The organism is Lysobacter sp. CA196 (assembly GCF_052078695.1).
Classification (GTDB): Bacteria; Pseudomonadota; Gammaproteobacteria; order Xanthomonadales; family Xanthomonadaceae; genus Lysobacter.
Map to the genome: position 1 here is coordinate 169,702 of NZ_JBQJIN010000001.1, position 12,028 is coordinate 181,729.

Here is a 12,028-nt window from a genome sequence, read left to right on the forward strand (position 1 = left end):
ACCCTCGCCGCCTGATCGCCGCATGCGACCCGGAGCGCCCCGCGCGCTGCGGACGCTCGCGTTGCGACCGCTACCGCCGCGCAGAATATCGATCAGGCCAGTTCGAGCTCGTAGTGGAACACCTTCGAGATGATCTGCCAGCGGCCGTCGAGCTTGATCAGGGTCAACAGATCGGTGAAACGCTTCGGCGGGATCGCGCATTCGACCCGCGCGAACGCAGTGACCGGCCCGGCGAATTCGACCGAAACGACTTTGTCTTCGCGCGCAACGCCTTGGCTGGCCGGCGATGCGCGTCGGTCGACCACCGCCCAATACGACTCCATGTCGAGCTTCAACAGACTGCCGTCGGTCGCGCTGACGTAGTGCGCCTGCGGATGCATGGCGCGACGCAAGCGAGTGGTGTCGCTGTGGTGCAGGCCGTCGAAATAATCCGCCAGGGTCGCGATGACCCCTTCGTACTCGTGGCTATGCTCGGTGCTCATGCGGCTTCCCTGGCGAGATGACGATGCAGCCGATTATCGGCAGCGCCCGCCGCCGCTACGACTGCACCCATGGACCGGCCTGTCGCGCCCTTGCAACGTTGTCGGCTGGGGCAGGCTCAGAGTTTGAAGCGGCCGCCGTCGACGCGCAGGATTTCGCCGGTGCTGTAGCCCGCATCGCGCAGATACAACACTGCCTCGACCACCGCCTCGACCGTGCCCATGCGACCGAGCACGGTGCGTGCCGCGATAGCGTCTTCCTGTTCGGCGCGCTCGGCCGGGTCGCGCGCCGACGGCAACACCGTGCCCGGCGCGACCGCGTTGACCCGGGTCGGCGCGAGTTCGGCAGCCAGCGCGCGCACCATGCCGGCACCGGCCGCACGGCTGACTTGATAGGCGGCGTGGCCCGCGAACGAGCGATCGAGATAGGTGTCGAGCATCACCACCACCGAGCGCAGCGGATGCCGCTGGTGCAGGCCGATCACCAGCTCCCAGGGCGCGATCAGATTGACCCGCAGATGCCGCTCCAGGCGCTCGCGCTCCTCCTCGGTATCGCCGGCGCCGAGGTCGCCCCAGGCATGGCCGCGCTCGAACAATGAAGCGTTGAGGACCAGGTCGGTCACCGCCACCGGCGGCAGGGCCTGCAACGGCTGGGTCATGTCCCAGCTCCATTCGTGCACCGGCGCCGAGTACGGCTGCGGCGTCGACGCGGCGCGGCGACGATGGGCGACGACCTGCTCGCCGCGTTGCAGGCAGGCCTCGACGATGGCCCGGCCGATGCGTTGCGAAGCGCCGGTAACGAGAGTGATCCGTTCGGACATCAGCTGGCCTCCTCGGCGGCGGTGGCTGGCGTAGCGGCCTGAGCGTGCAGAAAGCGTTCGACGAAGTCCGCTCCGGCCAAGCAATAGAAACCCATCGCATTGTGTTCGGGACGAAAGCCGCGTTGCAAGGCGACGGCGTCCAGCGCCTGCTGCAATCGCGGCAATGCCAGTTGATGCAGGCCATGGAACAGATAGGGACGGGCCGGGTCGTAGCGATCCTGCCACTGGACTTCGCCGTCGATCCTGCCGACCAGATCGATATCCAGCGGCACCGGCAACACCCGCTGCGGATCGCGCTCGCGTCCGAACGCCGCCTCGATCTGTTTGAAACGACGCTCCATGGTCTCGACCGACCACCGTGGCGCGACTTTCATCGCCAGCATCAGATTGACCGTGGCGCCGCCGCGATGCACGCGATGACGGTCGCCGTACAGCTCCGAGCAAGCGCACAAGGCGCTTGCGTCCGCCCCGCCGTCGAACTCGGTCAGCAACTGCGCCGCCGACAGCAGCAGATTCTCGACACGCGGACCATCGCTGGCCCCCAGGCAGATCAGTGCGGTCCAGCTCATAACACGCAAGCGGCCACGACCGCTGCGGCCGGGCGCGGCATCGATGCGACGGCCTGCGGCGGGGCCGCAACGATACGACATGTCAGGAACAGGTGCGGCAAGGGCCGGCCAGAATCGATCGCCATCTCGTCTACTCCTCGGCGCTGCGTCCAATCGACGGCGGCCGGAGCGTCGGCGACGGGGCGTACCTGCCGCAAAGCTCCGATCGCGATGATCGGCATTCTAGCCAGCTGACGGCGGTTTTCCCTATTCCAGCCCCTCAATGGCATGGAAACGAGACCGGTTAGACGGCAAAGGATGCCGACACGGCAGTGGGTAGGAGCGAGGCAAGTCGCGACCGTGACCTCTCCAGGCCAGGTTCATCCGCGGCCGCTCGCAATGCCGTGATCGCGGCTCGCGCCACTCCTACCCCGGCCTTCGGCGGTCCGATACCGCATCAGGCCACCGGATACGGCATGCCCTCGAACACGCGGTCGTGATAGCCCTTCACGCCGACCTCGTGGGCCAGCGCGCTGCGGAAATCCATGCCGGCTCGCAGGCAATCGAGCACGTAGGCGAAACCGTAACGCGGCTCCCAACCGAGATCGCGACGGGCCAGCTCGTTGACGTAGACCCGGTCGAGCTGCGGGAACAAGCGCCAGCCCTTGGCCGCGAACAGCTCGCGACAATCGGGAAACAAGCGCTCGACGACCGCAGCGGCGTCCTGGCGCAACGCGAGCAGATCCTCGCGGCCGAACGGCGTGGTCGCCGACACGATGTAGCGGCCGAAGCCCAGCGCCGGCGCGCGCTCGACCGCGCGCAGATGCGCGTCGACGATATCCTCGATATCCGCGCGCCGACACAGCAGTTCGTTGGCCTGGACATTGGCCGGCTGGTAGACGTCGCGCACCGAAGCGTCATCGTCGTCCTCGGGAAAGAACCGCGAGGTCCGCAACACCAGCAGCGGCAATCCATGCTTGCGGTGAAACAGCTCGCACAGACCTTCGGCAGCGATCTTGCTGGTGCCGTAGATATTCTTGGGCACCGGCGTCACCGCTTCGGTGATCCAGGTCGCCGGGCCGCCGGGCAACGGCTTCAAGGCCGCGCCGAACGCGCTGGTGGTGCTGGTGAAGACGAAGGACTCGACGCCGGCGGCGACCGCTTCCTCGAGCAGCACCAGGGTGCCGGTGACGTTGGTGTCGATGAAATCCTGGTAGCTGTGGGTAGCCACATGCGGCTTGTGCAGGGTCGCGCTATGCACGACAGCGCGCACGCCCTGCATGGCGCGGCGGACGAAACCGCGATCGGCGATCGAACCGACCTGGCCGGTGAACGCCGAGGCCTTGATGTCGATGCCGACGGCGTCGCGCGATTGCGTGCGCAGACGGCGCATCAGGCCTTCGCCGAGGTGACCGGCGCTGCCGGTGACGAGGATGGACATCGAGCGAACTCCTGGCGACGCACGCGCCTGCTGCCGCAGCGACAGCGGCCCGGGCTTGGATGGGTGCGCAAAGCCTAGCAAGGCTGCGATCAGGACGCCATGTGCAGCGCCTCCCATACTCGTTGCTGCGATAGGCCGACACGCAAGAACGGCGGCGCTGCGGATGCAGCGCCGGCGCTCGGTACCGGCTTAGGGCATGAACGGCGAAGGCTCTTCGACGTTGTAGCGGGTGACCGCACAGTCGGAGAAGCCCGAACGCGCGGTATTGATGGCGACGTTCTCGATGCAGGTCGCACCGCTGCCGCCCATCAGCCCCTGCACGCCCGAACGCGTCCGCAGCATGATCGAGTTGTGCACCAGCCGCGCCCGCGGCGAATCGCGCAGCTCGACGATCCGATCGGTATTGTCCGGAAAATCGAGGAACTGGTTGCCGGTCGCCTGTACGTCCGCCGAGCGGTCGACGAGCAGGCCGCCGCCGTTGTAGCCGGCGACCACGTTGTTGGTGATCACGGTGCGCGGCGCCATCGTGATCCGGATGGCTTCGCGCCACGGCGACACGTTCGGGTTGCCGTAGTCGATGACGCGATTGCCGACCAGCCGTGCGCCTTCGCCGTCCTGCGGGCTGTCGCCGATGATCACGATGCCCGCATCGTACGGACGCACCACGGTGTTATTGAGCAGTTGATCGCCCGATCGCGTGCGCAGGTGGATGCCGAGCGAATAGCCCTCGATGCGGCAGTTGCGCACCGTCACCTTGGACCAGGAGTCGACCGTAATGGCAGCGGGAGCGTTGCCGCTCGGGTCGGGATTGGCCAGGGTCCGCCCCTTGCAATCGAACTCGATGTCTTCGCCGGTGATGACGATGGGAACGTCGAGATTCCTGGCCAGGCAATACTTACCGGGGGCCATGATATGCGGATTGGCCGAAGTGACGACGGTGTCGCAAGCGAACGCGTTCGCACTGAACATCGCCGCCGACAGGGCCAGGTTGGAAAACAGAAAGGAGCGCATGAATATCCTTTTAAAAGCGCCGATGAAACGACGGCTCGCCAAACGCGCCGTCGTGCCGCGCAGGGACCCACGGTCGAACCGGCCGCGGCGCCCTGCCTTGGGTTGCATGTCGTGATGAAGCAGGCCGGCGAGCCCGGCGGTCGTCCTTGGACCTGCGGCGCGCCGGAAAGCATCGCATTCGATACCCGACATCCCTGTCGAATGCGGCGCTCGTGGCGTCGACCGCGAATGAAGCCGTCTCCCCGGCCTGCCTGCATCGCGACCGGGACAGAATGATCGATCGCCGTCGCAGACATCGCGACGGTTCAAGCCGTCCGAGCCGCTTTAAGAAGACGAGAATTTCGCTGGTGCTGCGACGCGCATACCGGGTCGGCGGCGTCTGCATTCGAGCGACCGGGAACTGCGCTCCCGCATCGCGATCACGTCGCGCGAACGACGCTTCTCGGTCGGCGCGTTGGCCGTGCCCGGCGCCTCGCCGACGGTAGAGGCGCGCTTTCAATCCGCGCCGCAACCGGCATAAGCCCTGCCGGTTGCGGTGATCGACGCCCGAGGCTCAGGCCTCGGGTCCGATCGTTGCCAGAGCCGACTCAGTCGTGCCCTTTGCCTTTTCCTTTGCCCTGCCCCTTGCCATGGCCGCCCCTGTCGGAGTTGCCCTGGCCGCGGCCGTTTCCTTTCGAGCTCGGGTGGTCGTAATGCGAGGAGGCGGGCCCGCTCTTCTTGCCGCCAGGATGGCCGTTGCTCTTGCCTTTGCCCTTACCCGGTCCGTGCTGGGCCCAATCCACGTGCACCGATTGATGCACGGTGATCGGATAGCCCCAGCGGTCGTAGGTGCCGACCGCGCCGCGCTTGAGCGCGTGGAAGGCCGGCGAACCCGGCTTGATGCCCATGCGCTGGGCGACCGCGCCCCAGCCCTGGCCGGGATTGCGGTCGTATTCGCGCACCACGTTCAGACACGGCACGCCGAGCGAACGCGCGATGGCGCATGCGTAGTAAACGTCGCCGGGCGCCCAGCCGCGGCGATCCAGCAATTCGTCGATCAGCGAACGCGGTGCGCCGTAGTAACCGCTGACCTCGTTGATGAAGGGCTCGCGATAACGGCGACCGTAGTCGTTGATCTCACCGAGCCGCGTGTCGACCCAGACGTCGCCGGTGCGGATGTTGTAGCCGACCGTCTGTGCCTGCGCGGCCCCTGCCAGACTCAAACCCAGCAACAGGGCCATACCTGCTCGCTTCATGTACCGCATGGCAAACACCTCGTCGTGATCGTGCGTGAAGTCTGGATGAAGGCGCCGAGCATACGTTTTCGCCGAGCCTTCGAGCGCAGTATCCGCCGTGCGCCTTAACCTCGACGGAGTAAAGCGTGATGCATCGCACAATGCATTCAGGGCGACATTCTGGTTACGTGGACGGGTCCGACCTGCCGGACACTTGGTTCATTTTCTCGGGGGTTTTTGAATGAAAATCAGTCTCATGTCCGCGGTCGCGGGCAGCATCGTTCTCGCTGGCGCGATCGCTTCCGTCACCGCGGCCCCGCCGCACGAAAAGAACAATCCTTTACGCATCGGTTTGATGGCCGTGGCCGATCAGAACGGAAACTTCGGCGGCCAGGTCGAAGTCACCGTCACCAACACCAGCCGTCACACCGCTCGCGTGCCGTCATGGCAACTGCCTTCGAGTCTCGCCGAGTCCAAGTTGTTCAACATCAGCCGCGATGGCGCAGCGGTGGCCTATAACGGCCCGATGATCAAACGCGGCCTGCCCGATGCGGCCGACTTCACGATCCTGCGCGCCGGCGAAACCTTGCGCAGCATCGTCGATCTGTCCAAGGCCTACGACTTCTCGCAAAGCGGCCAGTACGTGGTCAACCTGGATTCGCCGTTGCAATTCGCCTCGCTCTCGGACGGCAAGCTGCTGCGCCAGGACAACGGCCTGCCGCTCGTCGCCAAGAGCGCTCCGCTGAGCCTGTGGGTCAACGGCAAGGGCGGGATCAGCGGCCAGGGCAAGCCCGGCGGCGGCGGCAGCAGCGTCGTCAACGGCGTGTCCTACAAGAGTTGCAGCGCGACCCAGATCGACACCATCGGCAGCGCCATCACCGCCGCACGAGGCTATTCGGAAAACGCAAAGAGCTACCTCGGCGCCGGCACCGTCGGCCCGCGCTACACCACCTGGTTCGGCGCCTACACTTCGCAGCGCTACAGCACCGCCAGCCAGCACTTCGTCGCCATCGACTCGGCCATGGACCAGAGCAACGGCGCCATCACCGTCAACTGCGGCTGCAATCAGAAGTACTACGCCTACGTTTATCCGAACCAGCCTTACGAGATCTACGTCTGTCGCGCGTTCTGGACCGCGTCGCTGACCGGCACCGACTCCAAGGCCGGCACCCTGATCCACGAGATGAGCCACTTCGACGCCGTAGCCGGCACCGACGATCACGTCTACGGTCAGGCCGGAGCGAAGAACCTCGCGATCAGCAATCCGACCAACGCGCTCGACAACGCCGACAGTCACGAATACTTCGCCGAGAACACCCCGGCGCAGAACTGACGCTTACCGCAGCAACGAGAAGGCCCCGGTTTCCCGGGGCCTTTTTTGCGTGCTCGATCGGTCGCTCGCCCGAGAAGCCTCGCCTCAGAAACCACTGGCGTTGAGGCGCCCGCCGCTCACGGTCTTGCCGCTCAGCGACGGTGTTGCGATCGCCGAACTCATGATCGCGCTCTTGATGTCGGCCGCTGTCGCGCCCGGATGCGAGGAGGCGTACAACGCGACCGCGCCGGTCACGTGCGGCGTCGCCATCGAGGTGCCGTTGTAGCTCGCATAGCTCGGCACGACCTTGCCCTTCGAGGAAACCGGCACGGTCGACCAGATGCCGTAGCCCGGCGCGCCGATATCGATGGTGGTCGAACCGTAGCTGTAGATCTGCGAGCCGTCCGAACGCAGCGCCGTCACCGACAGCACGTTCGGGTTCGGGTACTCGGCCGGATAGCAGTCGGAGGTTTCGCAATTGACCCCGGCATTGCCGGCGGCGACCACGAACAGGATGCCGGCGGTGTTGGCGCGGCCGATCGCATCCTGCAAGGCCTGCGAGAACGGCCCGCCGCCCCAGGAGTTGTTGGTCGCGACGATGTTCAGGCCGTGGCGCGACTTGAGGTCGTTGAAGTAGTCGATCGCCTTGATCGCATTGGCGGTGGTGCCGCTGCGGCGGCCGAGGAACTTGCCGCTGATCAGCTTGACGCCGCTCCAGCACACGCCGGCCACGCCCTGGCCGTTGCCGCCCGCACCGGCGATGGTGCCGGCCACATGGGTGCCGTGATCGTCGCCGGCGCCGTCGAAGACCTGGTTGTCGTTGCCTTCGAAGTCCCAGCCGCGTACGTCGTCGATGTAGCCGTTGCCGTCGTTGTCGACGCCGTCGACCGGATCGTAGGGATTGGTCCAGGCGTTGGCGGCCAGATCCGGATGCGAATACATATAGCCTTCGTCGATGATGCCGACGACGACGTTGCTGCAATCGGTGTGGCCGCCGGCCCAGGCGACCGCGGCTTGCGAGCCGTACTGGTTCGCCGGGCTCGATCCCGAGCCGTACATGCCCCATAACGAACCGTTGGTGTAATAGGTGTCGTTCGAAGCGGCCTGGTGTTCGTACTGCCAATTCGGTTCTGCGTATTCGACGCTCGGGTTCCGGCTGAGTTCGTACAGGGTCGCGGCCAGGTCGCGGCCGGCCGGCACCCGCATCAGGGCCAGCTCGCCGCGTTTGGAATTGCCGCCGCGCAGGGTCTCGAGCTTTTGCAGACCGAATGCCTGACGGGCCGAAGTTTGCTGCACGGCATTGCTGCCGTCGCGGTACTTCACCAGGAGCTCTCCCGGCTGGTGCGCGCGGCCGGCCTTCAGCCCGGCCAGGACCAGGTCCGGCCTGCCGCCGGCGACCGCAGCGGACGAAACACCGAGCGCGGACAGCACCGCACCACACAGCAAGGCGATACGAAACGACGATTTCATTGGCTGACACCCTTCAGGTATTGGCTGACGACCCGACCGGTCGCTTGACGACTGTAATGTGCCGACTCGGTCACATACATGTTGCGTCGCAGCAATCACTGAATTGGCTGAATCCGGCCGCAAACTTGCCTGAGACAGGCGCCTTACGGCCCGCTCGGCGGGCCTAGTTTTAGCCGGGCACGGCCCGCTTGGCGGGCTCGTCTTTAACCGCGCACGGCCCGCTTGGCGGGCTCGTCTTTAACCAGGCACGGCCCGCTTGGCGGGCTCGTCTTTAACCGGGCACGGCCCGCTTGGCGGGCCTTGCCTTTAGCCGGTCAGGCCTCCTTGCGCGCGCGCGCCGGGGCGCGCTCGGCCTTGGCGCGGACGGGTGCGGTCTCGGGCATCTGCGGGTCGGTATCGGTGCCGAGCGCGCGCAACCTCACCGGCGTAAACTCGCCGTCGCCGAGCAGATCGAGGCTGGCGAGCGGATTGCGCAGCAGGGCCTCGCGTTGCAGGAAGGTCTCGCTGCCGACCTTGGGCGGCCGGCGCTCGCTGCACAGACGCAAGCTGATCTTGAGGATGCTGGTGCCGGAACGGCGCCAGGCGTGGCCCGGGATGAGTCGGCTGACGATGGCGCTATCGAGGCGAACCGTCACCGACGATTGATCGATGGATTCGCATTTGCCAACGGCGATGTCGAACATAAGCTGCATGAAAACCTCAATGCGACACGGTAGTTAAAACACTGCTGAGCCTGGAATCGTCCAGCAGCCGGCGAAGACGCGACTCGACGACACGCAGATCGCCGAGCCTGGGCGAAGCGCGCAGGGAATAGATCGCGGTGCGCTTTCCCAGCAATAAACGGTGAGTGCGGTGAACGCTCACGTTGGTGGAACTGCAGGCTTCCATCCAGATCCGCCGCAATTGCAGCGGCCCGATGCTTTGGCCATTGCCCAGCGTGAAATAGAACCATTCGACGTTCTCTTGCATCGACCTCTCCGGCACACGGCGAACGGGTTGCGTTGCGCCCGGCTGATTCCATCGCGAGCCGCCGCGGCGGTACCGGACCTGAAGTCCTTTACCGTCGACTCCTTGGCTCGCACCTAAACGACGGCGAAGAATCCCTCGCCGCCTCGCTTTGTTGATGGATCATTGACTCTTCGATTCGGCGCACCGGCGGTTGGGTCGTGCCGGCGCTGCGGCCGAGGCCGCACCAATACCGGATGCGGAACCCGCAAACGCCAGTCATGCCGATCGTTCACTACGATCTCCAGCGACGCGATAAACGACCAAGACCGTGCACTCGCCGGACGCGGGAGTGCGAAGCTGATGCGGAAGGAAAGGATTCTTCTGCGCCTGAATGGCTGAATACGACATTGCGTCGTGGTGACGGGCCAGCCTGCGCCCCCAAGCGTTAGCCGCACGTGAATCAACCCAAGGCCATCTTGCCCCGGCCCCCAGGCTGCGGCCCCGATCCTCGCCGATACGGCCCGGCCGGGGGCTGGTCTGGTGGACCGATCGCCTTGCCCTGCGGTCTTTCAGCGGTTTGCCTCCCGCTCACTGGGCCCGCCGTCGGCGGCTCGCCGCCTCCACAGCCGGATTGACGCAACCCAAGAATATCCACTAAAAGATACAAATGACCACTTTACTGGATGACTCCAGCCTGCAACTCGCCCGCCGGATACGCCTGGAGCGCGAAACCCGTGCCTGGTCCCTGGCCGAGCTGGCGGCACGCTCGGAGGTATCGAAGGCGGCGATCAGCAAGATCGAGCGCGGCGAAACCAGCCCGACCGCGGCCTTGCTGGTCCGCTTGGCCGGCGCCTTCGACCTCACTCTGGCCGGCCTGTTGCTGCGGGCCGAAAGCGATGGCGGACGACTGTCGCGGGCCGATGCGCAACCGGTCTGGCGCGATCCCGAAACCGGCTATCGGCGCAAGCAAGTGTTCGTCCGCTCCGACCATCCGGTCGAGATCGTCGAGGTCGAGATGCCGCCGGGCCAACGCGTCCACCTGCCCGCCTCGTCCTATGCGCGCATCCGCCAGGCCATTCGCGTGATCGAAGGCGAACTGAGCATCGTCGAGGGCGGCGACAACCACCGACTGCTGGCCGGCGATTGCCTCGGATTCGGCGCGCCCTCGGACGTCACCCTCGCCAACGATTCGTCGGAACCCTGCGTTTATCTCGTCGTCCTGGCCAGGAGCTGAGCCGCATGCTTTCCATCGACATGCCCGCCATCGAAATCGGACCGCTGTCGTCGTCGGCCGAAATCCGCTCGATGCTGAGCGAACTGCTGATCGACGTGGTCGCCCACGGCGGCTCGGTCGGCTTCATGCATCCCCTGCCGCTGGAGCAGGCGCAAGCATTCTGGCGTAATTCGCTGGCGGCGGCCGCTCTCGGCGCGCGCATCGTGCTAGGCGCCTTCGAGCGGGACAGTCTGATCGGAACGGTGAGCCTGCTGCTCGACTGCCCGCCCAACCAACCGCACCGGGCCGAGATCGCCAAGCTGATGACCCGCCGCGACCATCGCGGCCGCGGCGTGGCCTCGTCGCTGATACGCGCCGCCGAAACACTCGCTGTCGAGCACCGACGCTCGTTGCTCGTGCTCGATACCGCCACCGACCAAGGCGCATCGGCCTTCTACGAAAAACTGGGCTACGTACGCGCCGGCGAAATCCCCGATTACGCCCTGAAACCGCATAGCGGGCTGACCGGGACGATCGTTTTCTGGAAAAGGCTTCAGGCCGAGCCGCTCGGCGCGACCGAGGCTATTCGATAAGTCGCGGCCCGGCTCGAACAGGTCGTTATCGGCGAATTCGCCTTGCCCCAGGCGATTGTCCGGTCATTCGCGAAAGCCAGGCCCGACCGTCGTATGCGGCACTTATGCTCGACACCGAGCCAGGAACGACTGGGCCGCAAATCCAAACACGCCCCAAATCACGGTGCGTTGGTGCCCGGAGCCGGAATCGAACCGGCACGGAGTTGCCCCCGGCAGATTTTAAGTCTGCTGCGTCTACCGATTTCGCCATCCGGGCAGGATGCGGTGACGGGAATAGCTTACGACAGCCGTGCGCGACACGACACCACGAGCGCTGTCCGAACCACCCGGCGCGCGGTTTCGCCTGGCTACCGACGGCAGCAGCGTCCGGTGTTCGACTCCGCACTGCACATCCGGCGGGCCGTGAACTTGCGAATGTGTCGAGGCAGTTCCCCGCCCGATCCGATCGCAACACTCCGCTGCTGGAGTGAGCGAAGCCGCCGCGGCAAAACGACCCGCGACGAATAATCGCGATCGTCGATGCATGCGATAAGCGCGCAAGACCATGGCGCAAAAAAAAGCGACCAGGTTGCCCTGGTCGCTTTTCGAATTGGAGGCCGAGGTCGGAATTGAACCGGCGTACGCGGATTTGCAGTCCGCTGCATAACCACTCTGCCACCCGGCCGGTGACTTGCCACAGCATACTGCCTGCGGCCGCGTCGGCTTGCAATCGCTGCAAGCTTTCGCCTGAAAAAACAAAACCCCGCGGGCGGGGTTTTGTTTCTGAGGGTGACTCCGTTATCGGAGGCCCTCTTATCTGGAGCGGGAAACGAGACTCGAACTCGCGACCCCGACCTTGGCAAGGTCGTGCTCTACCAACTGAGCTATTCCCGCTGAAGGAAGCGATATTTTAGGGATCGAAAGAAAAGTGTCAACTACTTTTTTCGATGCCTGGAAGCGATTCAGTCCCCGATGCGTTCGTTGCCTGCCAAGGCTTCG

At 65.4% G+C, this 12,028-nt stretch carries 12 protein-coding genes and 3 tRNA genes; 3 read left to right on the top strand and 12 right to left on the bottom strand.

Annotation, left to right across the window (positions count from 1 at the left end):
- Positions 1-92: 92 nt before the first annotated feature.
- The 6 genes from ACTOWK_RS00825 to ACTOWK_RS00850 form a co-directional block, all read right to left on the bottom strand.
- Positions 93-482, bottom strand: a complete 390-nt coding sequence (locus tag ACTOWK_RS00825; RefSeq protein ID WP_441328327.1) for a nuclear transport factor 2 family protein — start codon at positions 480-482, stop codon at positions 93-95.
- Between the two features lie 116 nt (positions 483-598).
- Positions 599-1,300 carry an SDR family oxidoreductase gene (locus ACTOWK_RS00830; protein WP_441328328.1) on the bottom strand — a complete coding sequence of 234 codons (702 nt, stop codon included), beginning with the start codon at positions 1,298-1,300 and terminating at the stop codon, positions 599-601.
- The gene (locus ACTOWK_RS00835) at positions 1,300-1,869 is read right to left on the bottom strand and encodes a hypothetical protein (protein ID WP_441328329.1); all 570 of its coding nucleotides are present in this window, start codon (positions 1,867-1,869) and stop codon (positions 1,300-1,302) included. The genes ACTOWK_RS00830 and ACTOWK_RS00835 overlap by 1 nt, the downstream gene beginning before the upstream one ends.
- Positions 1,870-2,305: 436 nt before the next feature.
- Complete coding sequence (locus tag ACTOWK_RS00840; protein ID WP_441328330.1) at positions 2,306-3,289, bottom strand: NAD-dependent epimerase/dehydratase family protein; 984 nt, start codon at positions 3,287-3,289, stop codon at positions 2,306-2,308.
- A 189-nt stretch (positions 3,290-3,478) separates the two neighbouring features.
- Positions 3,479-4,300: a right-handed parallel beta-helix repeat-containing protein gene (locus tag ACTOWK_RS00845; protein ID WP_441328331.1), complete on the bottom strand. Its 822-nt coding sequence runs from the start codon at positions 4,298-4,300 to the stop codon at positions 3,479-3,481.
- Positions 4,301-4,887: 587 nt separating this feature from the next.
- A complete protein-coding gene (locus ACTOWK_RS00850; RefSeq protein ID WP_441328332.1) occupies positions 4,888-5,520 on the bottom strand; it encodes a hypothetical protein in 633 nt (210 codons plus the stop codon).
- A gap of 235 nt (positions 5,521-5,755) precedes the next feature.
- Between ACTOWK_RS00850 and ACTOWK_RS00855 the strand changes: the two genes are divergently transcribed.
- Entirely contained in the window at positions 5,756-6,847 is a 1,092-nt protein-coding gene (locus ACTOWK_RS00855; protein ID WP_441328333.1) for a M35 family metallo-endopeptidase, read from the top strand.
- Positions 6,848-6,931: 84 nt separating this feature from the next.
- On the opposite strand, the gene ACTOWK_RS00860 is transcribed toward ACTOWK_RS00855, so the two are convergent.
- From ACTOWK_RS00860 to ACTOWK_RS00870, 3 genes are all read right to left on the bottom strand, one after another.
- A complete protein-coding gene (locus ACTOWK_RS00860; RefSeq protein ID WP_441328334.1) occupies positions 6,932-8,296 on the bottom strand; it encodes a S8 family peptidase in 1,365 nt (454 codons plus the stop codon).
- A gap of 314 nt (positions 8,297-8,610) precedes the next feature.
- The gene (locus ACTOWK_RS00865; protein ID WP_441328335.1) at positions 8,611-8,988 is read right to left on the bottom strand and encodes a hypothetical protein; all 378 of its coding nucleotides are present in this window, start codon (positions 8,986-8,988) and stop codon (positions 8,611-8,613) included.
- A 7-nt stretch (positions 8,989-8,995) separates the two neighbouring features.
- The gene (locus ACTOWK_RS00870) at positions 8,996-9,265 is read right to left on the bottom strand and encodes a hypothetical protein (RefSeq protein WP_441328336.1); all 270 of its coding nucleotides are present in this window, start codon (positions 9,263-9,265) and stop codon (positions 8,996-8,998) included.
- 646 nt (positions 9,266-9,911) lie between these two features.
- Here ACTOWK_RS00870 and ACTOWK_RS00875 point away from each other — a divergent pair.
- Both ACTOWK_RS00875 and ACTOWK_RS00880 read left to right on the top strand, forming a co-directional pair.
- Positions 9,912-10,478, top strand: a complete 567-nt coding sequence (locus tag ACTOWK_RS00875) for a helix-turn-helix domain-containing protein (protein ID WP_441328337.1) — start codon at positions 9,912-9,914, stop codon at positions 10,476-10,478.
- 5 nt (positions 10,479-10,483) lie between these two features.
- Positions 10,484-11,050, top strand: a complete 567-nt coding sequence (locus tag ACTOWK_RS00880) for a GNAT family N-acetyltransferase (RefSeq protein WP_441328338.1) — start codon at positions 10,484-10,486, stop codon at positions 11,048-11,050.
- 169 nt (positions 11,051-11,219) lie between these two features.
- On the opposite strand, the gene ACTOWK_RS00885 is transcribed toward ACTOWK_RS00880, so the two are convergent.
- From ACTOWK_RS00885 to ACTOWK_RS00895, 3 genes are all read right to left on the bottom strand, one after another.
- A tRNA-Leu gene (locus ACTOWK_RS00885) sits at positions 11,220-11,306 on the bottom strand.
- A gap of 334 nt (positions 11,307-11,640) precedes the next feature.
- Positions 11,641-11,714: transfer RNA gene (locus ACTOWK_RS00890), tRNA-Cys, on the bottom strand.
- 133 nt (positions 11,715-11,847) lie between these two features.
- A tRNA-Gly gene (locus tag ACTOWK_RS00895) sits at positions 11,848-11,923 on the bottom strand.
- Positions 11,924-12,028: the final 105 nt, after the last annotated feature.